The organism is Gammaproteobacteria bacterium, from assembly GCA_013697705.1.
GTDB lineage: Bacteria > Pseudomonadota > Gammaproteobacteria > UBA6002 > UBA6002 > UBA6002.
In genome coordinates this window covers 40542-64364 of record JACCWJ010000049.1, presented here as the reverse complement: position 1 = coordinate 64364, position 23823 = coordinate 40542, and the positions used below count along the sequence as shown (strand labels likewise).

The 23823-nt window shown below is 39.2% G+C and carries 14 protein-coding genes; 6 read left to right on the top strand and 8 right to left on the bottom strand.

What is annotated here, in order from left to right:
• Positions 1-16: 16 nt before the first annotated feature.
• From H0U71_09655 to H0U71_09645, 3 genes are read left to right on the top strand one after another with little or no spacing between them, the layout of a single operon-like run.
• Entirely contained in the window at positions 17-1375 is a 1359-nt protein-coding gene (locus H0U71_09655; protein ID MBA2655310.1) for an MBL fold metallo-hydrolase, read from the top strand.
• On the top strand, positions 1372-2880 hold the full coding sequence (locus H0U71_09650) for a thymidine phosphorylase family protein (GenBank protein ID MBA2655309.1): 1509 nt from the start codon (positions 1372-1374) through the stop codon (positions 2878-2880). Before H0U71_09655 ends, H0U71_09650 begins: the two co-directional genes overlap by 4 nt.
• The gene (locus H0U71_09645) at positions 2881-3777 is read left to right on the top strand and encodes a ribose-phosphate pyrophosphokinase (protein MBA2655308.1); all 897 of its coding nucleotides are present in this window, start codon (positions 2881-2883) and stop codon (positions 3775-3777) included. It abuts the gene before it with no gap.
• Here the strand turns inward: H0U71_09645 and H0U71_09640 are convergent, their stop codons facing one another.
• The 5 genes from H0U71_09640 to H0U71_09620 form a co-directional block, all read right to left on the bottom strand.
• Entirely contained in the window at positions 3778-6906 is a 3129-nt protein-coding gene (locus H0U71_09640; protein ID MBA2655307.1) for an efflux RND transporter permease subunit, read from the bottom strand.
• A gap of 11 nt (positions 6907-6917) precedes the next feature.
• Positions 6918-7913 carry an efflux RND transporter periplasmic adaptor subunit gene (locus H0U71_09635; protein MBA2655306.1) on the bottom strand — a complete coding sequence of 332 codons (996 nt, stop codon included), beginning with the start codon at positions 7911-7913 and terminating at the stop codon, positions 6918-6920.
• A gap of 115 nt (positions 7914-8028) precedes the next feature.
• Positions 8029-9291, bottom strand: a complete 1263-nt coding sequence (locus tag H0U71_09630) for a TolC family protein (GenBank protein MBA2655305.1) — start codon at positions 9289-9291, stop codon at positions 8029-8031.
• Positions 9288-11960, bottom strand: coding sequence for a cation-translocating P-type ATPase (locus H0U71_09625; GenBank protein ID MBA2655304.1), 2673 nt, complete (start codon positions 11958-11960; stop codon positions 9288-9290). The genes H0U71_09630 and H0U71_09625 overlap by 4 nt, the downstream gene beginning before the upstream one ends.
• Positions 11961-11981: 21 nt before the next feature.
• Entirely contained in the window at positions 11982-12242 is a 261-nt protein-coding gene (locus tag H0U71_09620) for a DUF2231 domain-containing protein (GenBank protein MBA2655303.1), read from the bottom strand.
• A 171-nt stretch (positions 12243-12413) separates the two neighbouring features.
• Between H0U71_09620 and H0U71_09615 the strand changes: the two genes are divergently transcribed.
• Genes H0U71_09615 through H0U71_09605 form a run of 3 tightly spaced genes read left to right on the top strand, consistent with a single transcriptional unit; the run spans position 12414 to position 18725 of the window.
• Positions 12414-15182 carry a multicopper oxidase domain-containing protein gene (locus tag H0U71_09615; GenBank protein ID MBA2655302.1) on the top strand — a complete coding sequence of 923 codons (2769 nt, stop codon included), beginning with the start codon at positions 12414-12416 and terminating at the stop codon, positions 15180-15182.
• A 31-nt stretch (positions 15183-15213) separates the two neighbouring features.
• Positions 15214-17559 carry a phosphoketolase family protein gene (locus H0U71_09610; GenBank protein ID MBA2655301.1) on the top strand — a complete coding sequence of 782 codons (2346 nt, stop codon included), beginning with the start codon at positions 15214-15216 and terminating at the stop codon, positions 17557-17559.
• Positions 17532-18725 carry an acetate/propionate family kinase gene (locus H0U71_09605; GenBank protein ID MBA2655300.1) on the top strand — a complete coding sequence of 398 codons (1194 nt, stop codon included), beginning with the start codon at positions 17532-17534 and terminating at the stop codon, positions 18723-18725. Before H0U71_09610 ends, H0U71_09605 begins: the two co-directional genes overlap by 28 nt.
• Positions 18726-19057: 332 nt before the next feature.
• On the opposite strand, the gene H0U71_09600 is transcribed toward H0U71_09605, so the two are convergent.
• Genes H0U71_09600 through H0U71_09590 form a run of 3 tightly spaced genes read right to left on the bottom strand, consistent with a single transcriptional unit; the run spans position 19058 to position 23804 of the window.
• Positions 19058-20857: an AAA family ATPase gene (locus H0U71_09600; protein ID MBA2655299.1), complete on the bottom strand. Its 1800-nt coding sequence runs from the start codon at positions 20855-20857 to the stop codon at positions 19058-19060.
• Complete coding sequence (locus H0U71_09595) at positions 20800-21324, bottom strand: hypothetical protein (protein MBA2655298.1); 525 nt, start codon at positions 21322-21324, stop codon at positions 20800-20802. The genes H0U71_09600 and H0U71_09595 overlap by 58 nt, the downstream gene beginning before the upstream one ends.
• A gap of 32 nt (positions 21325-21356) precedes the next feature.
• Positions 21357-23804, bottom strand: a complete 2448-nt coding sequence (locus H0U71_09590) for a 2OG-Fe(II) oxygenase (GenBank protein ID MBA2655297.1) — start codon at positions 23802-23804, stop codon at positions 21357-21359.
• Positions 23805-23823: the final 19 nt, after the last annotated feature.

Genomic DNA, 23823 nt, shown 5'->3' with positions numbered 1-23823 from the left:
AAGGAAGGATAAAACGATGCAACTGACCTTTTTAGGTGCTACCGGCACAGTAACCGGGTCTCGGTATTTACTTTCAGTCGGTTCAAAAGAGGTTTTGATCGACTGCGGCCTTTTTCAAGGCTATAAGGAACTTCGATTACGTAACTGGGAGAAATTTCCTGTTGATCCATGTAACATTGATGCTGTGGTGCTCACGCATGCCCATATTGATCACACCGGCTATTTGCCTTTACTTGTAAAAAAAGGCTATGCCGGCCCCATTTATTCCACACCTGCCACGAAAGATTTATGTTCTATTCTTTTGCCAGACAGTGGCTATCTTCAAGAAGAAGAGGCGAGGTTAGCGAATAAATATGGTTACTCAAAACATAAACCTGCGTTGCCGCTTTATACCAAGGAAGATGGATTAAACGTATTGAAACAATTTCACACGGTTGATTATGATACTCAATACCCTCTTTTTGAACAGTTAAGTTTTCGTTTCTTTCGTGCTGGGCATATTTTGGGTTCATCATTTATCGAGTTTAAAAAAGAGAATACGTCGATACTCTTTACCGGCGATATCGGGCGTTCTGCTGACCCGGTGATGCGTGAACGCAGTAAAATTCAGTCTACTGATTATCTGGTCATCGAATCAACCTATGGTGATCGACTTCATGCCACTCAAAACCCTCAAAAACAATTGGGTGAATTGATTAATCAAACCGCAAAGCGAGGCGGGTCAGTAATTATTCCTGCTTTTGCCGTAGGTCGTGCACAAAGCTTACTTTTTTACATTTCTCAATTGAAAAGTGCAGGCACCATCCCTGATTTGCCGGTATTTTTAGATAGTCCCATGGCGACCAATGTGACTGATATTCTTTGTAAATACAAAAATGAACATCGATTGACAGAGCAGCAATGCATGCAGTTATGTGATGTCGCAGAATATGTCAATACGCCTGATGAATCTAAAAAACTCGACACCTATCGTATGCCCATCATTATTATTTCAGCCAGCGGCATGGCAACGGGTGGAAGAATCTTGCATCATTTAAAAGTATTTTTGCAAGATCCCCTCAGCACGATTATATTGACAGGCTATCAAGCTGGTGGAACACGGGGTGCGAGAATCGCTAATGGCGAAAAGGAAATTAAGATTCACGGACAAATGATACCGGTGCGCGCACATGTTGAGTCGTTAAGTAATCTTTCTGCACATGCCGATTATCAAGACATTTTAGACTGGCTGTCAAAATTTACCAAGCCTCCTCGAAAAGTGTTTATTACTCACGGTGAACCCAAAGCGGCACTTGCATTAAAAACAAAAATTGAAGAAGCCTTGGGCTTCACATGTGAAGTGCCTCAGTATTTAGCAACGGAAGAATTGACATGAGTGACCAACCGCATCCGCTCACACTAAAGCGACTCGGTGTTGGTACTTACAAGGAAGCAGTCATTTACATGCGAGAAGATTGTCATGTCTGTCGGTCAGAGGGTTTTGAAGTACAAACCCGAATCCATGTTAAACTGGGTGGCCGCTCTATTTTAGCGACGCTCAACACCATCGATTCGAATCTTCTTACGCTCGATGAAGCGAGTTTATCAAACTATGCATGGGAATATTTACAGGCTAAAGAGGGTGATGAAGTTTTTCTATCACATCCTACACCATTACGTTCTTTAAGTTTTATTCATACCAAAATTTATGGCCATTCACTCGATGGAGAATCACTGGATATCATTATTAAAGATGTGATTGAAGGGCGATTATCTGATATTCAAATTGCCTCTTTTTTAACGGCTTGTGCCGGAGGTCGGCTCAGTCAATCAGAAATTATTGAGTTGACTAAGACGATGGTTAAAGTTGGCGATCGTCTACAATGGCCATCCGAATGTATTGTAGATAAACATTGCATCGGTGGACTTCCTGGCAATCGAACGACATTAATTGTTGTTCCGATTGTTGCTGCTTTTGGGCTAACCATACCCAAAACATCTTCACGCGCCATTACGTCACCTGCAGGTACAGCAGACACCATGGAGGTGTTGGCACCAGTCAATCTTGACTTGTCCTTGATGGGAAAAGTCGTTGAAAAAGAAAATGGCTGTATTGTTTGGGGTGGGGCCGTTTCATTGAGTCCAGCCGATGATATTTTAATTCGGGTGGAACGGGCGATTGATTTAGATAGCGAAGGTCAATTAATTGCTTCTGTTTTATCCAAAAAAATTGCTGCAGGCTCCACCCATGCTGTTATTGATATCCCAATTGGCCCTACAGCAAAAGTAAGAACGCTCAAGACCGCTGAATTATTAAAAAACTATCTGGAACTCATTGGCAAAACGCTGGGTATAACTATTCGTGCGATTTTTACTGATGGATCACAACCGGTGGGAAGAGGGATAGGTCCTGCCTTAGAAGCAAAAGATGTACTCGCTGTTTTGAATGGTGAAAAAAATGCACCTAAAGATTTGCGGGAGTGCGCCTTAACTCTTGCGGGAGCGGTGCTTGAATTCTCACCTAAAGTAGAAAAAGGACAAGGTCAGCAAATCGCACAAACTCTATTGGACTCAGGAAAGGCTTGGCAAAAGTTTCAAGCCATTTGTTTAGCACAAGGCGGGATGTTCGAACCACCGAAAGCCGCCTATACGCATGTCATTTCTTCCAATAAAGCAGGTAAAGTCAATGCCATTGATAATCGACGTATTGCACGTATCGCCAAGTTAGCAGGTGCTCCAAAATCAAAAGCAGCAGGTGTAGAGCTGCATGTTAAAGTCGATGAAATCATTAATAGGAATCAGCCCTTATTTACTTTGCATTCAGAAACAAAAGCAGAGCTTGACTATGCGCTGACTTTTTTTCGAGAAGAAAATGAGATTATTCAACTGGAACCCGTTTAAATGAAACAAATTGTTTTCAATTTATTTGTTGATGAGAAGATTGCGAATAGTCTCAAAAGTATTGCGGATTGTGAAATCGGAAACGTGATGCTGCGTCAATTTCCAGATGAAGAAACCTATATCAAAATTGAATCCAATGTCAAAGATTGTGATGTGATTCTTTTGGCTAGTTTAGATAGACCCAATAAAAAATTATTACCCTTATTATTTATCGCCGAGACAGTAAAATATTTAGGTGCGAAACACGTTGGACTGATTGCGCCTTATCTTCCTTACATGCGACAAGATAAACAATTTCACCCAGGAGAAGGAATCACTTCCAAATACTTTGCAGCTCTTTTGTCTCATTATTTTGATTGGTTAATAACGGTGGATCCTCATCTACATCGACGCCGATCACTCCATGAAATCTACACGATGTCCACAGAGGTATTACATGCTGCTGATAAATTATCAACATGGATTAAGGAAAATGTTTCTGACCCTATTGTCGTTGGTCCTGATAAGGAAAGTGAACAATGGGTGATGAAGGTGGCAAATAAAGCAGGGGCGCCATTCACTGTGTTAGAAAAAATAAGAAGGGATGATAACGAAGTTGAAATCTCTATTCCACATATGGAGCAATATAAAAATCATACACCTGTTTTGGTTGACGACATTATTTCGACAGCACGAACTATGATTGAGACTGTAAAACACCTTAAGAATGCAAAGATGAAACTACCTGTTTGTATGGGTATTCATGCCATTTTTTCGGGTAATGCCTATCAAGATCTATTAAATGCGGGTGTGGAAAAAATAATTACGTGTAATACCGTCCAGCATGCATCAAACGAAATTGACTTGAGCGAGGACATTGCTCAATCAGTCATAAAATTGAGAGGAGAATTTTTATAGTTAATTGAATTTCAGACTAGGTATGGAATATTGCTTCCAAAGTAAATATAAAACTGGAATAACTATGAGTGTAAGTAATAGCGCTGAGAAAACTCCTCCTACCATGGGAGCGGCAAGACGCTTCATGACATCAGCGCCAATACCTGTTGCCCACATGACGGGTAGCAGGCCTAGGATATTTGCAAGGCCTGCCATGACCATGGGCCGAATACGTGACACGGCTGTTTGATGTACCAACTTAAATAAGTCTTCAAAAGATCGTAATAAACCCTTTTCTTGTTGTTCTTTGTACTGCGTATCCAAATAGGCAATCATCACTGCACTGGTTTCAGCAGCGACACCCGCTAAGGCAATAAAGCCCACCCAAACGGCGACGCTCATGTTATAACCCAATATATACAACAAAAGAAATCCACCGACCAATGAAAACGGCACTCCGAGCATGACCATTAAAGTTTCTGTGACTGAGCGGAAGGTAAAATAAAATAAAACAAAAATAATACCTAGAGTAAGAGGCACAAAAATCTTTAGACGTGCATAAACACGTTGCATAAATTCATATTGCCCCGACCAAGCAATGGAATAGCCAGCAGGGATTTTAACATTGGCTTTAACCGCCTTTTTTAATTCCTCGACATAGCCACCTACATCTCGTCCACTGATATCAACAAACACATAACCTGCTAACATGCCATTTTCATCACGTATCAAAGCGGGACCCGTTTTGAAGGTTATATTCACTAATTGAGCAAGCGGTATTTGTGCGCCGCTGGGAGTACTTACTAAAATTCGCTTTAATTTCTCTGGATCATCGCGTAATTCACGCAAATAACGAACATTAATGGGGTAACGTTCTCGACCTTCAATGGTAGTAGCAATGTTCTCACCTCCGATTGCGGATTCGATAATCTTATTGATATCCATAATGGTTAAACCATAACGTGCAATTTGTGGCCGATTGATTTCAAAGTCCAGAAAATATCCACCCGCTACTCGCTCTGCATAGGTAGTGCGAGTACCCTGTATTTTTTTTGTGAGCATTTCAATTTCCACACCTATTTTTTCAATTTCTTTGAGATCAGGTCCAAAGATTTTAATACCCACTGGCGTACGGATACCGGTTGTTAACATATCATTACGCGCTTTGATCGGCATCGTCCAAGCATTACTCACGCCTGGAAATTGCAATGTACGATCCATTTCATTGATTAAACTTTCATAGGTGACCCCTTCACGCCAATATTTTTTATCTTTTAGCTCAACCGTAATTTCCATCATGCTAAATGGTGAGGGATCTGTAGACGTATCTGCTCGACCCACTTTTCCATAAACATGCGCTACTTCAGGAAACGATTTTAATTTTTGATCCATTTTTTGCAGTAGATCAGTGGCCTGTGTAACAGAGATACCGGGCAAAGTGGTCGGCATATATAAAATAGTACCTTCATAAAGCGGGGGCATGAATTCTGTGCCTAACATTCTATAAATAGGTATGGTACTAAGCGAAAGCAACACAGCTATAATGAGCACGATGTATCGGTAAGTGAGTGCAAGCTTTAAAAAAGGAGAATACATTGCTTGCAGCCAGAGTGTAATAGGATGCTTTCGTTCAGAAAGAATTCGGCCTTTTATCAACATGGGAAGTAAAGCAGGTATTAATGTAATGGCTAATAGTGCGCTCATAAAAATAGCCAAATTTTTTGTATAAGCCAAAGGTGAAAATAAACGACCTTCTTGCGCTTCTAGAGTGAAAACGGGCATAAAGGAAATCGCAATCACCACTAATGAAGCAAAAATCGCAGGCCCCACTTCTTTAGCCGAATTAATCAACACTTCAGTTCTGCTACCAATACTACCTGCCAACTCCCAATCGGCTATGCGTTTATGTGCATTATCGACCATAATGATCGCTGCATCGACCATATCCCCCACTGCCACAATAATGCCTCCAATCGACATGATATTGAGTCCTATATTCAAAAAATAGATAGGAATAAAAGCAATTAATATGGCAATGGGTAAGGTGATAATAGGGATTAAGGCTGAACGAAGATGCCATAAGAAAATAATGATGAGTAGGCCCACAACCGCCAATTCTTCTAATAAATTAAAAGTAGCAGTGCTAATTGACTGGCTAATTAAGTGGCTACGATCATAAACGGGGACAATTTTAATGCCTTCTGGTATTGAGGATGCCATTTCTTTGAATTTAGCTTTAACTCGATCAAGTACTTTTAACACGTCTTCGCCAAATCGCATTACAACTATTCCACCGACGGTTTCACCTTTGCCGTTTAAATCAACCACCCCTCGACGCATATCAGCCCCTAACTGCACGACTGCGACATCTCTTAATAAAATAGGTGTTCCATCGGCGTTGTTGCCAATCGCAATATTTTCTAAATCATTCGTGTTTTTAACATAGCCTCTGCCTCGGATCATGTATTCTATGCCAGAATATTCGACAACGCGACCGCCCACATCATTATTACTCATTTGGATTTTTTCGATGATATCTGGAATAGAGAGTTTATAAGCAAGCACTTTTACAGGATCAAGTTGCACTTGGTATTGTTTAACAAAACCACCAATTCCTGCCACTTCAGAAACCCCTTCAACACTTCTCAGCCAATAGCGTAAATACCAATCTTGAAACGTACGCATCTGGGCTAAGTTGTTTTTTCCAGTTTCGTCGACTAAGGCATATTGAAAGATCCAACCAACGGATGTTGCATCAGGGCCCAGCTGGGGAGTTACCCCTTCCGGTAATCGGCCAGAAAGTTGATTTAAGTATTCAAGCACTCGACTACGTGCCCAATAAATATCGGTTCCCTCTTTAAAAATGACATAAACATAGGAAAAGCCAAAATCTGAGAAACCCCGAACAGCGACGACTTTAGGAGTCGAAAGTAGAGCAGTGACGATGGGATAGGTAATTTGATCTTCAATCAAATCAGGTGATCGACCCATCCAAGTTGAATAGACAATAACTTGTGTATCAGAAATATCAGGTAAGGCATCCATACGGGTATTTTGTAATGCCCACCAACCCATTAGTGAGAGGCCAATAACAAATAAAAAAACAACGAACCGGTTGCGGGCACAAAAATCAATTATATTTTCAACCATAGCATCTGCCTTTAATGTTGCATACCGCCCATCGCTGCTTTTAATTGGCTTTCAGAATCAATTAAGAAATTAGCTGAGGTGATAATGACCTCCCCAACTTTAATTCCTTGCAGTATTTCTATGTTGTCACCGGATCGCACACCGAGTTTAACAGTACGCCATTCAAGTTTGCCATTACCATGATAAATAAAGACAATGGCACGCTCGCCAGTGATTATAATTGCATCTTTTGGCACCACTAATCGATTGCCTAATGGTATTTTTAATTCCACATTGGAATACATACCCGGTTTTAACTGATTATCTCTATTTTCAGTCTCGAATCGAACTCTTACAGTCCGGGTTTGCATATTAACAACTGGATCAATAAATATGATTTTAGCTTTGAATATTTTTTGTGGGAGATAAGTTAATGTAATTTGCGCCTCCTGACCTTTACGAATAAAGGGAAGCTCGTATTCATAGATGTCGGCAAGAATCCATAAATGAGATAAATCAGCAATCGTATATAATTTATTGTCAGGTACAATTCGCATCCCTTGTAATGCTGTTTTTTCAAGAACCGTTCCTGATATCGGAGAATAAATCGTAATTGTTTTAGAAGCCTTTCCAGTTCTCGTTAATCTTTGAATTTCTTGTGAGGGGACATCCCAAAAACGTAGACGCTGATAAGCAGCATCTTCTGCACTTTGCGCTCCTAACACACTCCGAGCACGCAGTGCCAATAAAAACTCCTGTTGTGTCGCGACTAACTCAGGACTGTATACTGAAAAAAGCGGCTGCCCTTTTTTTACTTTTTCACCTGTATAGTTAACAAATAACTTATCAATCCAACCTTCAAATTTAACATGAATGTTTGCTAGCAATCGTTCGTCAGCTTCAACACGGCCCACCGTGCGGATAATTTTATCTATTTTATGGGATTGTACCTTTTCATAGGTGACTCCAATTGACTGTAAACGTTTAGGACTAATAGTAATAACATTACTAGGCCCAACCTTTCCCATTGGAGAGGGGACAGGTTCCTTAGTGGATTCAGCCTGAGGTGTATGAACGTGCTCAGCATAAGTAACCGAACTTAAAAAAAAATAGCCTATTACAAGAAACAAGTATTGAATAATTTTATTCAAATTCATAGCACATCCCTGTCACTTCCTCTATTTGAGCAACCGCTTTTTCATGTTCAGTTATTTCTCGATGCAATTCTATTTCATTCTCTTGAAGTGTTAATAAACTATTTAACACAGTAAAAAAATCTACTTTTCCCACACCATAACTTGCTTGCGCTGATGACCAAGTTAATCTCCCTTGAGGGATTATAGTAGTCTGTAATAGGTGAATGAGATCTAAATTACGTTCTGCTTGCAATACGCTATTTTTAATTTGAAATAAAAGATTTTGCCGCGTAGTAAATAAATCATCTACTCCTGCGGCGTATTCAAAGGAAGCTTGCCGAACCGCATAGTTTTGTTTGGTAGCAAAATAAAGAGGCACCGTAGCGCCTAGCATCACTCGAGAACCTTCAGTATCCATGGCGTGATCTTTAATGCGATAGGCACCAATTTCAAAATCAGGTAAATAATCTAATTGGCTTAATTGAATTGCTTTTCTATTTTTTTCAACTTGTGCTAGCTGACCATGAAATTGCGGAGAACAATGTTCCATTTGGTGATAAAGCTGACATAAATCGCATATAGGGGTAATAGCCAGTATGCAGGATACTCGAACAGGTGTCTCTAAAGGACAATTTAACAGTTTGTTGATCTCAGCTGCCAAGGTCGCTTTCTCTTGGCATAAAATTATTATTCTCATTTGATTGCGTGAAATTTCCACTTGAGAACGGAAAATATCTTGTTGCGGTACTTTACCGACTACATAATTTGCTCTTACCACTTTTTCCATTTGCACTAATATATCTTTATTTTTTTGTAAAATTTCAACCGATTTATTAGCAAAATAAAGGGAATAATACATTTTTTTTAATTGAGAGATCACCATCCGACAGCTTGCATGATATTCAAAGCACATTTTTTCTGATTGCAAACGAGCTATTTTTCTGCGAACCACTAATTTTCCTGGAAACGGAATTTCTTGACGAACACCATACATACTCTCCTTAACTGGAATCTCCTCCATTTCGGGATCTACAGGAACATTACGGTATTCGTATTCAATCATAGGATCAGGTAACGAGCTTGCTTGTGGAATGGCACTGCGAGAAGCCAACCATCGATGTCGAGCTGCCTGAATTTGGGGATTGCATTGGAGTGCTTTTTGAATTAATAATGCTAAATTAGGATCTTTACATGCTGGTCTTGCATAAATTAAGGCAGGGATAAAAAACAAAGAGATTAGAGTAAATATAAAAGACTTGTATCCCCTCATGTTCTCCTATTCCTTATCCCTTTATGGAGTTCCATTATAGCTAATGGGATCATGCCCAACACTACCCAACTGATACACTCTAGCAATGATACTGGCTTAATACCAAATACCTTTTGCAAAATACTGACATGATGAATACTAACTTGAAGAAAGAAGCTAACGCTTACAATAAAAAATAAACGCAAATTTGAAAAAATATTGACTTGCCAAATTGTTTTTTCATGGCTACGTGCACCAAAAGCACGCAATAGCTCAGCCGTGACCAATACTGAAAAGGCGGAGTCTCTTGCTTGAGTTAAGTCATGATAACCAAGGTAATAGTAGGCAAAAGTCCCCAATGTCACTAATGAAGTAAGGCAGCCAATAAAAATGACCCGCTGAAAGAAAGCTTTATCCATAAATGGTTTTTTTGTAGGTCGAGGAGCACGTTTAAGAATGTCGGGTTCTGACGCATCGGTCGCCAATGCAATCGCGGGTAGCCCATCAGTGATTAAATTTATCCACAATAACTGAATGACTAAAAGTGGCAAAGGCCAACCAACCAATATGGCTATGAACATGACAATTAATTCACCCGCGTTTCCAGCGAGCAGATAAGATAACGTTTTTGAAATATTGTTATAGATCGTCCTGCCCTCTTCGACACCCGCTACGATAGACATAAAATTGTTGTCGGTCACAATAATATCAGCCGCTTCTTTTGTGACGTCGGTAGCGGTTTTTCCCATCGCAATACCAACAGCGGCAGCTTTCAGAGCAGGAGCATCGTTTACACCATCCCCTGTCATGGCAACAATGGTTTCTCGTTGTTTCCAGGCTTCGACTATTTTTATTTTATGTTCTGGCGAAACTCGGGCGTATACAGTGATATCGTTAACAATATTCGCCAAGTCTTTAGAGGTCATTTTTTCAATCTCAGAACCCGTCACAATTTTATCGCCAGGTGAGAAAATCCCTAATTCTTGGGCAATAGCTTGGGCAGTAGCCGGATGATCACCCGTGATCATGACAGCTTTAATTCCTGCTGTCTTGCATTGTTGTACTGCTCTTTTAGCCTCTGGATGAGGCGGGTCTTGCATGCCAACTATACCTAACAAAGTGAGATTAACTTCAATGGAATCATCTACCTGTGAATAATCAATCCCTTCAGGCAGTAGACGCTCCGCAATGGCTAATATCCGCAACCCGTCAGCTGCCATCCATTCACACGATTGTTGTATTTGGATATGGCTAGCCTTCGATATTTGCTCAATGCCTTCCGGCAATAGGATCTTAGAACAACGTTTTAGCACAGCCTCTGGCGCACCTTTTATAAAAAGTTTATAGGCATCTTCTTTTCGCCGAATAACAGACATACGTTTTCTTTCTGAATCAAATGGCAATTCTGCGACTCGAGGCATTTCCTGTTCTATCTCTTTTTTCCAAATGCCAGCTTTTGCCGCGGCAACTAACAATGCAATTTCAGTTGGATCGCCGAAGATAGAAGAATGAGCCTCATCAAGCTCAGCCTCATTACAGGCAACTGCTGCACGTAATACTTGTTGCAACACGGCATTTTGATTGGCATTAATTTCTCGAGAATCATGTAAATAATTGCCTGCTATGTCATAACCTTCACCAAGAATGGTGTGAATAATCCCGCCAGCTATTAATTTTCGAGCCGTCATCTCACCTATGGTTAAAGTTCCAGTTTTGTCTGTACAGATCACCTGTAAACATCCTAAAGTCTCTACGGCAGACATATGCCGCACTAAAACAGAGCGCCGCGCCATGCGTTGAACACCCATAGCTAACGCAACAGTAACAACAGCAGGCAGCCCTTCAGGAATTGCCGCTACTGCTAAACCCACTGCACTTGTAAATAAACTAAAAAAAGGCAGGGATTGCCATAATCCCAATCCAAAAATCAATAAGATAATGGCGAAACAAGCCCATAACAAACGATAAGCCACTTGATTCAAACGTTTTTGTAATGGGGTTTCATCACTGCTTGCTTTTTGCAGCATAGTTGCAATATGACCCATTTCCGTTTGCATGCCTGTTGCTACAACCATTGCGTGTCCGGTACCGTTGACCACCGCTGTTCCCATAAAGACCATGTTCAATTGATCAGCCAAAGGGGTTTCTTTCAAGCACAATGCAATGTTTTTTTCTACAGGAAGTGATTCTCCAGTCAGAGACGCTTCATTTATTTTTAATGAAGCTATTTTAAAAAGGCGTGCATCAGCAGCCACTACATCCCCGCTTTCTAAACACAAGATATCTCCTGGAACAATCTGAGATGCAGGAATCAGTTGGCGGTGATCGTCCCTTATGACTTTGGCTTGGGGAGTGGTCATGCCTTTCAATGCTGTTATGGCACGATCAGCGCGATATTCAAGCATAAAACCGATGATGGCATTCAAAATAACGATAGCCAGAATAGCAATAGCATTAATGTATTCTCTCAGTAGAGATGAAACTAAAGTGGCACTTAACAACACCCAAATCACAACGCTATTAAATTGTCGTATAAAAATTTTGAGTGGTCCTATGTGCTTTTCTTGTGTTAATTCATTGACACCTCCAGCTTGGAGACGAGCAGAAGCTTCTAATGAAGATAAACCTAGCTGCAAATCGGTTTTTAAATGAATAGCTATCGCACTATGTGATTCCGTGTGCCATATCATTCTCTATCCCTTATTCATTCCTCAATAATTTGGCATCTGATCAGGATGATGATGTTCTAATTCTTTTGCTGATTGTGGTAATGACATGACACCTAATCCGTGGCGGTAAACTAGTTCTCTACCTCGCCAAGCAGTGGATAACAATAATCCCTCTACAACAAGCAAAGCAATAATAAACATCAACGAAATTCGTTCATTCTTGATATAACGCCAAACTGACCAACAAGCCAAAAGAAAAATAGCCGCTGCAGTGGGTAATGCCCAATTACGATGATTAATCATGGCGGTGTGAGAAGAAATAGTATCATGCTTAACGGTATTAGTGGAGTTGATTGTAGCGCTACTTACTCTCGTAGGAATAGAATGGCCTCTTATTTTCTATCTAAAAGTCTTTGATGCATTAAAAATTGAGGATAAACTGAGGTGATTTAGTGATTATGAAATGGAATTCTCATGAAAAAGGAGCAAAAATTTCAGTTTTGGTGCGCGAAAAGCATAGTTATTTTTATCCTAGGTTTTTTATCTTTATCTGACATTCAAGCTGAGAATCGAGTTGTCGATTTGCACGTTGGTTATAAGACCGTTAATTTTACTGGATGTCCTACCAAAGCCGTTGCTGTCAATGATCAAATTCCAGCACCCACATTGCATTTTAAAGAAGGGGATTATGTTACCCTTAATGTTTACAATCATCTCGATAAAGGTACCTCAATTCATTGGCATGGCATACTGATTCCTTGGCAAATGGATGGCGTAGAAGGTGTCAATCAGAAAGCCATTCCGCCTGGGTGTGTTTTTCAATACCGCTTCAAGCTCTATCAAAGAGGAACTTACTGGTACCATGCTCATGCAGAGGCACAAGAACAAGATGGTCTCTATGGTGCATTTGTCATTGATCCCCCGGCGACTCCACATTACCAATACACAAAAGATTATGTGGTTGTTTTGTCTGATTGGAGCGACATGGGTGGCCATAACATTTTTCTTAAGCTTAAAAAAGATGGGGATTATTTTTCTCCCCGATTTCCTTTGCAACCCTCTCTTACAAAATTTCTTCATGATTATGGAAAGGCATGTCCTAAGGAGCGCAAAAAATTACTTGCTGATTATAAAATGATGCAGCAAATGCGCATGAGTATCTATGACATAAGCGATGTTGCGTATGATAGCTATTTATTGAATGGTGAAACCAAAAACTGTCCCTGGACAGCGCCGGTAAGAGTCGGTGATATGGTTCGTTTACGTTTTATTGGCGCAGCAGGGAGTACCATTTATCGTGTAAAAATGCATTGCGCAAATATGCAAATGGTGCATGTACAAGGTAATGACGTGAAGCCTTATACCATTAACAATTTCACCATCGCGCCTGGTGAAACTTATGATGTGTTAGTCAAGATCCAAAAACATATGCCTTATATTATTTATGCAGAATCGATTGATACACTTGGCAAAGCATATGGCGCTTTAGTGACTGATCCCCTGCAACCTATCCTTTACAACCAAGTCGTCCCTTTTCCTGAACCGTTGCCTGTCACTCGGGAGATGATGATGAATATGATGATGTCCATGGATCATGGCTCGATGGGAAATGGGTCCATGAAACATGGGGCTATGGATATAAAAAATCATTCCTGGATAAAAATGGCTGGAGAACAACAGACAATGCCCTCTCATACTGACCAGGATATGAAATCAATGATGCATAACAACAGTAAAGAGGCAAGCCATTCTAAACATTCTATGCAGTCGTCGGCTTCAAATAAGATGAAACATAGCATGGATATGTCTCAAATGGATCATTCAAAAATGAATATGCCTAAGTCAGATAAAGCATCTCATGAAGGAATGAAACATACTTCTGCGAACGGAACGACGGGAAAAATGACATCTCATGCCCAACATGGGATGTCAGGTGGTATGAAAAAGAATAAAGGCAAGATGGATCATGACATGTCAATGCAAGATGACATGGAGGATATGCAGATGCCAACAGAACCCAGCATCATTGGCGATAGGATATGTCCTACAAATTCCTCAAAAGCCATGACGATGGGAACAAAGTATCAAGATTTAACAGCCGCTGTGGCGACTAACGATCCTAACAAACCTGTCTACGGCATTATAAAAATGGAATTATTTGGTTATATGGATCGTTTTATTTGGTTTATTAATGGCTTGCCTGAATACAGAGCAAAACCTATCTGCATTCTACCGGGAAAACGTTATCGCATTATATTTAGCAACAATTCCATGATGCGCCATCCTATGCACATTCATGGCCACTGGTTTATTTTGCGTAATGATCATGGCGCTCATGATCCTTTACTCCATACCATTGAGGTGCCACCGGGTGCGACAGCAGTGGCAGATATCGATGCCGATGCCAGTGGTCAATGGTTTTTCCATTGCCATCATCTTTTCCACATGATGGCGGGTATGGCAAGGGTTTTTCAATATGGGACCATCATCGAAGTGGCTCATGGAACTATACCACCCGAGAATTATGCTTCCTTCGAAAAATATATCAATCGACCCATTGTCAGAGAAGACATTACCATGCCTCTTGACCGCTCGCTCATTCATCACCCAGTAGGACATCATCAAGGATTTTATATGGCAAGCTTACTAGATGTGGGTGAAGATCCTTACCATAACGTACAGGAAGTGACGTTTAAAGGCTTATATGGTGGTGATTACAACAAGCTTGAACTCTATACCGATGATGCTGAGCTTAAAGAAGGAAAGGTGGAAAATGCTGATATCGACATTTTTTATTGGCATCTGATTAGCCAGTTTTGGGCCGTTAAAGGTGGTGTCAATTATTTCTACCGACCCGGTGGACCTTATTGGCAACCCGGTATCGGTATTGAAGGCTTAATGCCATATTTTATTGATACCAATGTCAGGATTTATTGTCACGAAGGCAGTATTAAATTCGATATTGAACTACAGCGTGATACACAAATTACCAATAACTTTTTTATCCGAACAGGCATCCGTGGTATTTCAGCAACTAAGACCGTTGCTGAAGATGAGCTTGGTAGTGGTTTAAATCAAATGCGTTATACTATTAGACCTTATTATCGACTCATGCCAGGCTTAAATATATTTGTCGAATATGAACATGACGATGACTACGGGGCATTTAAAAGTATTCAGCGTAAACAAGGAGAGTCGACTACAGAAGATACGTTGACTTTTGGATTGTCTGTTTTGTTTTGAAAAACAAAAATGGATTGGAATGTAAGGATCTATGCATAAGGATATTGCATCAATCAAACAGTATGTTCGTGCTGCAAGTTATCTCGCTGCAGCGCAAATTTATCTTCTTGATAATTTTTTACTTGAAAGAAAACTCACCTATGACGATATCAAACCACGTCTTCTAGGCCATTGGGGGACGTGTCCCGGTATCAATTTTATTTATGCAAACCTCAACTACTTAATCAAAAAACATGACCTACCCTTTCTCTTTGTATTAGGACCCGGGCATGGGTTTGCTGCGCTTCAAGCAAATCTTTACCTTGAAGGTACACTGACACAATTCTATCCAGAAGCAACGCATGATGAGCAAGGCCTTGGTTACTTAATCAGAAATTTCAGTTGGCCTTATGGATTTCCGAGTCACAGCAATCCAGGCGCCCCAGGTGTCATCTTAGAAGGAGGAGAACTGGGGTATGCCCTTTCTACTGCTTACGGTGCAGCACTTGATAATCCTGATCTGATTGTTGCTTGTGTGATAGGCGATGGAGAAGCAGAAACAGGACCCACTGCCACCGCTTGGCATATTAATAAATTGATTGACCCCGCAACGAATGGCGCTGTACTGCCAATCCTTCATTTAAATGGCTATAAGATTTCAGCGCCTTCTATTTTTGGCAGGATGAGCAACGCCGAATTGAGAGGGCTTTTTCGAGGTTATGGCTACGAACCTTTCATTGTGGAAGGCCAACATATTTATGAAAAAATGTTTGTGGTGCTTGAGCAATGCTATCAGAACATTCGTAAGATCCAAAAACACTCAGCAAATAAAGTGATTAAACCAAAGTTCCCAATGATCATTTTGAAAACATTAAAGGGCTGGACAGGAATTAAAAAACTTCATGGTCAAAAAATTGAAGGCAATTGTCTTTCTCATCAAGTGATTGTCACAAAAGCGAAGACAAATCTCAGTGAGCTTCACGCACTTGAAAAATGGTTAAGATCATACCGATTTACAGAACTGTTTGATAGGAAAAATGGATTCAATGAAGGAGTTCAAGCGCTGATCCCACCCAAAGGATTGAGAATGGGAGAAAGTAAACATACCTTCGGAGGAAAAATTGTAAAAAATTTGGTACTGCCCAATGTAGAAAAATACACAGAAGATGCAACAAAACCAGGAACAATCGGTTCAAGCAGTATGCTGCGTGCAGGATTATTTTTAAATGACGTTTTTAAATTAAATGAAACAAATCGAAATTTCCGATTTTTTTCTCCCGATGAAACGTATTCAAATAAACTGGATGCTATTTTTCAATCAACAACGCGCTCATTTACTTGGCCGATAAAACCCTGGGATAAAGATATTCATCACGATGGACAGGTGATGGAAATATTAAGTGAACATTCCCTGCAAGGATTAATGCAAGGCTATGTCCTGACAGGACGTCATGCTATTTTTGCTTCTTATGAAGCGTTCATTCAGATAGTCTCTAGCATGACCGATCAATACCTGAAATTTTTACAAGTTGCGAGTCAAATTCTCTGGCGCGGTGACATCCCTTCTCTAAACTACATCTTGACTTCATCAGGTTGGCGGCAAGAACATAATGGTTTTTCTCACCAAAATCCCGGCTTTATTTCAAATCTACTCCAAAAGCATGGCTGTTTTACACGCATTTATTTTCCTTCCTGTGCCAATACTATGCTTTATGTGTTAGAAAAATGCCTGCACTCTCGTAATAAAGTCAACGTGATTGTCGCTGGAAAAACGCTTGAACCTCGCTGGCTTACACCGGAGTTAGTGAAAAAGGAACTTGATCTTGGTCTAATGATCTGGGATTTTGCTAGTGACATTGATCCTGATATTGTTATTGCAGCAGTAGGTGATTATTTAACAAAAGAAGCTCTGGCTGCCATTAGTGTAGTAAAACAAGAAAAACCCTCCATTAAAGTTCGTTTTGTTAATATACTTGAACTCTCTGCCTTGGGATTTGGTAATGCAGATTGTATTACGCCTTTCTCTCAATTCGAACAATTTTTTACGAAGGACAAACCTGTCATTTTCAATTTTCACGGCTATCCATCGGTCTTGCAACAATTGCTTTTTAGTTTAGGTGATACCAAACGGTTTTACATTCACGGCTATGTTGAAAATGGCTCGACAACCACTCCTTTTGATATGCAAGTGAGAAACCGAACCAGTCGATGGCATCTTGCAAAAGAAGTCTTTCATCTTATGGCTGTGACGGGTGTTATTTCAGATGAGGATGCAAAACAACTCAATCAAAAATATGATCATAAATTTGAACAACATCAAGCGTATATTAGAAAATACGGTGTTGATATGGATGAAATTGAGCAGTGGCAATGGAACCAAGAAAAAGCCTCATTATAAATATTGGCAGTTCCTCGAAAAGATATGCTTTCTATTCTAATGAAAAATTGCTGGGACAATTTTATTTTGAAAAGAATCCTGACACTATTTCGCTCACCATAGAAATAGGAGACTCCAAAAATAAAACTCAGATAACACCTTCTGATTATGAGACAGCCATAAAGACAGTTAGCGAGACTTTAATCGCTAAAAAACTTATTGTTAACAATAGTGAAATTACAGCGATCGGTATTCGGATAGTTGCTCCAGGGACTTATTTTACAGCCCATAAATTGATTAATGATGAATATATAAAACGATTAGAGCATATGAAACAATATGCTCCACTTCATATTGCCCCTATACTTGATGAGTTAAAACAATTACAAATACATTTCAAAAATATTCCCTTGATAGGTATCTCAGACAGTGCTTTTCATGCTGAAATGCCTGAGTATGCACGTCGATACAGTCTTCCAAAAAACTTCGCATCACAATTTGATATCTATCGTTTTGGTTATCACGGTATTTCACTTGCTTCCATCATGATAAAGATTGAGGAGATTTTTAGCGTCATTCCAGAACGAATTATTATTTGCCATTTGGGAAGTGGAGCAAGCATCACTGCAATAAAAGCAGGAAAAAGCGTTGATACTTCCATGGGTTTTACTCCTCTTGAGGGTCTCCCCATGGGAACACGCATTGGAACCATTGATGCTGCAGCTATTTTATATCTCATCGAACAAGGCCTTACTTCAAGCGAATTAAAAGAATTTTTGAATAACCAATGTGGCCTTCTAGGATTCAGTGGAAAAACGGCAGACGTTCGCACACTAATTGCTGCGGAGGAAAGAGGAGATTCGGATGCGCATTTTTCATTAGAGGCAAGTCTCTATTGGATTAAAAAATATATCGGAGCTTATTCTGCTGTCATGGGTGGAATTGATTTGGTTGTATTTACAGGTGCAATTGGGGAGCGATCGCCTTTAATTCGTTCACGCATATGTCGAAATCTCAGCTATATTAGCATATCAATAGACGAAGCTGAAAATATGAAAATGATTCAACATGATGGATTTATTCACGCAAGTCATGCCTCTGTAAAAATAGCTGTTCTTATGACAGAAGAGCAAAAAGAAATGGCTAAAATTGTATTACTGTTATTAGCAAAAAATGAGGAGAGATAAGGCTGCTTCCCATCGTCCGGATTATTTTTCTCTAAAATAAGATATTAAAAAACCCCATAAAAATAAAATTATTGATTATCAACTCTTTGCCCATTGAGTAAATGAATTTGCTGGAAAAACGAACCAAATATACTATATTTAAACTATCCCCGAGCCTCTACTTGTCAGTAGACCTTGGTTTAGTGGCAAGTGTGTTATCCTGCATGGTTAGCCCAGCATGATGTACATGTCACACGCAAATTATCGAAAAATAATTCTGCGTATGTGCGGAGACTCGAGGACAATTCACTTCAATTTATCTTGATGCAAATAAAAAGTATTCACACAGATTATTAATCCATGTCGTACTCAAGTTGCTTTGAATGGTACTGTTCTAGCGTTTTTGCAAATTCAGGCATTTTTGTTTGAATGGTTTGATGCATCTTTTTATTTTTGTAAATATTTTTGACTTCAAGTTGTACGTCTTTTTTTAGTCGATAGACTACATAATGATTTTTTAGAGTTTTTGCTTGATCAAGATCATTCAATAATTTCTGAAACTTTTCTTGAGTACGCTTAACGTCATCAACTTCATTAACTTGTGTAGAGCATGCATTATTTAAATAAGGATGCCTTTTATGCTTGTCACTGACTATTTCAGGCTGTTTATGATGTTGTGCTGATATTTTTTCTTTTATCACTATTAGCTGATGATATTTTTCATGTAAATATTTTCTAGTAACTTTAAGTTTTTCTAAAGCATGTTCTTTAATTCGGGCAAATAGACCTTCAATATCGATACCTCGTCGTTTAGCAAAATTCAATGGGTAATCAAGAACGCTATCTTTCATCCCATCTTTGTTTAGTCCTTTGATGAGTGATTCAAGATTGGAGTGATTCTCTTGATCAATATATAAATCCATTTTTTTCTTATGACGACTTCCCGCAACATACATTAAGTTGCGATCCCAATAATTACCTGCAACATAAATAAAGCTATGGTCTACGGTAATCCCTTGTGTCTTATGGATGGTAGCACTATAGCCATGATTAAAATGTCCGTAGTGCTCAGGATCAAAGGTAACAGCCTTGTTGTTATCAAGATCAACAGTAATGCTTTTCACTTTACCAAAATTATCAGATTCAATTGCTTTTACAGTTCCAAATTGACCATTTCGAACTCCTAACTTAGGATCATTTTTTAGAAATAACAAACGATCATTCACACTTAACCATAATTCTTGTTCCCCTTTTTTAATAGAAAAGCCTTGATCAATTTCACCCGCTAAAATTCGTTTAGCCCTTGCGATTCCATTTAGTTGCATTACATCGCTATTTCTATGTGCCAAAATAAGTGTTTGCTGCAATATAATATATTTTTGGTTATATCGATGATGCCAATCATCAATGAGGCGGTGTATCGCATCGTTTGCTGTTTTATTATAATGAATATGCTGATGTTCTTGATAAGATTTCAACGCTTCTCTGATATTACCTGTAGCAAGATGATGGGTTGCTTTACGTTGCCAGGGTTCTTCTTGTCGAATTATTTGCTGAAGCTCAGCAAATCCAACACGCTCTAATAACGCTCGGAAAGGCGCACCGGGTCCTATGGGTTGCAATTGCGCCTCATCACCCACGAGTATCAATTTTGCTTGTGCTTTATGGATATGATTAATGATTTCAGATAAAGCGTAAGTGTCCGTCATGCCGGCTTCATCCAGAATAATGATGTCATCCTTTGTGAGCTTCAAAGTTTCTTTTCGCAGTGCGTATGTGAATGATGCAATTGTTCTACTCGGTATTCCAGATGCCTCTTGTAATCCTTGAGCAGCAATACCTGAAAGAGCAATGCCTTGAATATGATAACCCACTTTAGTAAAAGCCTCTTTCGCTGCTTTCAAGGCATACGTTTTTCCCGTGCCTGCGCGTCCAACGATGATTGAAATATCTGATCCCTGCAAAATATGTTGTATAGCATTAGCTTGTTCGTCATTGAGCTTATAGTTATTAATAATATTTTTAATCAGACTAGGATGAATAGGATGTGAGACATGTTGGTTGAGGTTTTCTGCGACCTCCTGAATATTATTTTCTAGCTCAAAGATGTTTCGGGTTGTGTAATGTTCTTTTCCATCATCATCCGTGCCCAATAAAATAATTTGTTTAGAGCTGTTTGAAATTCTTGCGGATCATCGATGTGTTTGTGAAGTAAGCGTGCAATATCATGCTCGCTAAATACTGAATTATGTAATGTAATTTGATTGAGGACATTCTCCGGATCAGTCAGTGCAACTTGTTTGGCATCTTGATGTCGGTTTTGATTTTCTTGCCAAAGATCAAATTGATCACGATCCTTTGCATGAAAAATATGTTTACCTAAATGAATTTGACTATAAATGCCATTTGCATCGACAGTCAAATCGAGTCCTTTGGCAAGGAAATAGTGATTTTGAAAATGTCGCCATTCTTCACCCCATGCTTTATCTGCCTGTACTCGACCTCGGATAACTTTCGGATCCAAATCTCGTGCCTTATGGGAATCAAATTGCCCTCCAATTAAGCGACTTTGAAAAAGAGCGATGGCGTAAGTTAGGGGATGAGAAATTTTCAGAATCACAAAGTTTGTAATCGCTTCTGTTGTTCAGAATGTTAAGTGCACAAGCCGTATTTTTTATGTCTGTTAGGATGGTCATTGATTTTATTAGTCAAGATAGTGAATTCCTTTAGCAATTTTTCAAATCTAAATTTTGCGTGATGATGTAGGTCATCAGTTTTGGTTAAGATGAGTTTGTATGGCGATCCTGTTCTTTCAGTATGATGAGTTACTGGAATACCTAGGTCATCAATTTTTTGGTGTAAATGGGCGCGACGTCCTGTTGCCAATGGCCATATTTTAATTCTTTCTACGTTTGATTGGAGAAATTCATTAAGAATGATGCAATCTTGGCAACTGCAAGATAAAGGGACTTTTAGTGACCAGTCATTGGGTTTGCGCAAACCCTGATCGAGTTCAGTTTTTAAGACGACAAAAACATGGCTGAATAGTTTTTGATAACCAAATTTTTTGAGATCATGGTTATTTAAATTGTCTTTAAGGTAATGAATTACCTCGATTAAATTGGTGGCTGGATATAATTCAATATTACCAATTATGTATTTAATAAGTTGGAGAGAATTCGAATCATGATCGAGAGTTATACAAGCTTTCAGAAAATCAATAAGGTCATGTATTCTTTCAGATGTATCCTTGAGAATTTGAACAGGGCTACTGTATTCTTTGCAAGATGCATCGTGATCTTGAATTTTCTTTAACTGGTAAGCAAGAAGCCAGTCGGTGAGAGCTTTATTTTTGTTTTTATTTTCGGATAAGCGTCGAATGGTTTCAGAAATATTTTTACATTTTTCCGGGTTTGACAACGAGTTATCCTCATTAGCCCATTCATTCAGAACATTAAGACACCATGATGTATCATAAAGATCCTGCAGGGATAAAAATAATTTTGCAGACCTTGAAGTCAGCGCATGAATATCAAAACCAGTTACCAGTGCAAGTGCCAATTGAGAGTCATTGATATACAGTGCGAGTTTAAGTACAGCTGAAATTAGAGTTGATTCGTTATTGCCTCGCAAAAATTCGGCCCAATAGGGTAGAAGAGAACTAAGGACTTGATGTAATTGTACTTCATGAGATTTCGTTTTTGTTAATTTTAATAATTTATCAATAATCGACCAAGGATCCATTCCAAAAAGAATAGGGAAGTGATCTTTTTTGCGCCAAAGAATAATCGCTGCTCGGTGATACCACCGATCTGTTGTATTGCCGTAGTTCCCCATCCAACCCTCAAACTGAGAATCAAAGGGTTCAAATTCGTTACTTGCTTTTGTCCAACAGATTTGATCATAGGGCACATGGCAATCTTTATAACTTAAAGATTCATTTTCGCTATCAATCCAGTATTGCAAAATAGTATTACTATCGAGTAATTCAGTCAGCTCAATATTGTCACCCTCTTCTTCATTTCTGTCATAACAAGATTTATCTTTGTAGCGATATCGGTAGTAGTCATAACTCACGTCACAATTCCAGGTTTCTTGGATGTCAGCAAGTGCCATATGAATTTCCAAATCTAATGTATTAGCAGCTTTTTTGAGTGCTTCTGCTCGAAAATGATCACCATTTTTTAGATGGTTCCAGGAAAGCCCTTTTTGAGAATAGCTATGATCAAGAAGGTAAATTAAATTTTTGGGATCTTTATCATGATTAACTGAGTTGTCCTCTTCAGCAAAATAAGCCTGAAGACTTTGGATGAGATTATCATTGGAAAATCTAGGCTGGTTGATTTCTACTTGTGTGCTCTTCTTAAGAACAAGGTTATAGGTGAGGGCTAATCGGTAACCTTCTTTAATGGCTTTAACTTCATGATGACAATCAGCATAAAAAGCAATGAAAGTTAGTTTATTGAGTGGGAAGCGACTAGTTTGGAATGTTTTTTTCACATCTTGATGATCAATAATAAGACTTCCGCCCTTGTGTTTCGAGGGAAGAATGACCACTAAGGTGGCTACCATTCCATCCAATTTTTCTGAATCCTGATGAGGGCTAAAAAACTGACCTGGCTCATAGATAAGAAGGTTATGAAGACTTGCTTTTAGCTCTGCTGATTCTGGTAATCCTAAGTCTGTTTTAAGATGAGCAAGAGTAGATTTTAGTGTGTTATTCCAATTATTAGCTTCTATTTTAATTCTGCTCTTAGGAATTTCCCATGCATTACGCACAGTCTTGTCCAAGATTGTTGCTTCGCGCCAGCCAAATTTGGCAGGTTTTGCATGCTTAATCAAACTTTTGACGCTGCGATCGGAAAGCGGAAATTTTAATGGGCCCAATTCTTTGATTTCTAATTGGAGATCATCAAAAGATGTTGTTCTTTTTCCACAAAATGATCCTTGGTCTTTAATTTCTTTTAATGCAGTTATGATATCTTTCATGGTTCTTCGTTCAATGGTTGTGTAGTGGCGACCTGATCTGGCTGATTCATTCTGAATTAATTTAATTTGATTTTTCGATGCAGATAAGATCATAATAATCGCACTGGCCAAGTGTCTCACCACCTAGCCA

Excerpts from the sequence above, each read along its gene's own strand:
- H0U71_09655 (MBA2655310.1), top strand. The coding sequence starts at position 17 with ATGCAACTGACCTTTTTAGGTGCTACCGGCACAGTAACCGGGTCTCGG.
- H0U71_09650 (MBA2655309.1), top strand. The coding sequence starts at position 1,372 with ATGAGTGACCAACCGCATCCGCTCACACTAAAGCGACTCGGTGTTGGT.
- H0U71_09645 (MBA2655308.1), top strand. The coding sequence starts at position 2,881 with ATGAAACAAATTGTTTTCAATTTATTTGTTGATGAGAAGATTGCGAAT.
- H0U71_09640 (MBA2655307.1), bottom strand. The coding sequence starts at position 6,906 with ATGGTTGAAAATATAATTGATTTTTGTGCCCGCAACCGGTTCGTTGTT.
- H0U71_09635 (MBA2655306.1), bottom strand. The coding sequence starts at position 7,913 with ATGGGAAAGGTTGGGCCTAGTAATGTTATTACTATTAGTCCTAAACGT.
- H0U71_09630 (MBA2655305.1), bottom strand. The coding sequence starts at position 9,291 with ATGAGGGGATACAAGTCTTTTATATTTACTCTAATCTCTTTGTTTTTT.
- H0U71_09625 (MBA2655304.1), bottom strand. The coding sequence starts at position 11,960 with ATGATATGGCACACGGAATCACATAGTGCGATAGCTATTCATTTAAAA.
- H0U71_09620 (MBA2655303.1), bottom strand. The coding sequence starts at position 12,242 with ATGATTAATCATCGTAATTGGGCATTACCCACTGCAGCGGCTATTTTT.
- H0U71_09615 (MBA2655302.1), top strand. The coding sequence starts at position 12,414 with ATGAAAAAGGAGCAAAAATTTCAGTTTTGGTGCGCGAAAAGCATAGTT.
- H0U71_09610 (MBA2655301.1), top strand. The coding sequence starts at position 15,214 with ATGCATAAGGATATTGCATCAATCAAACAGTATGTTCGTGCTGCAAGT.
- H0U71_09605 (MBA2655300.1), top strand. The coding sequence starts at position 17,532 with ATGGAACCAAGAAAAAGCCTCATTATAAATATTGGCAGTTCCTCGAAA.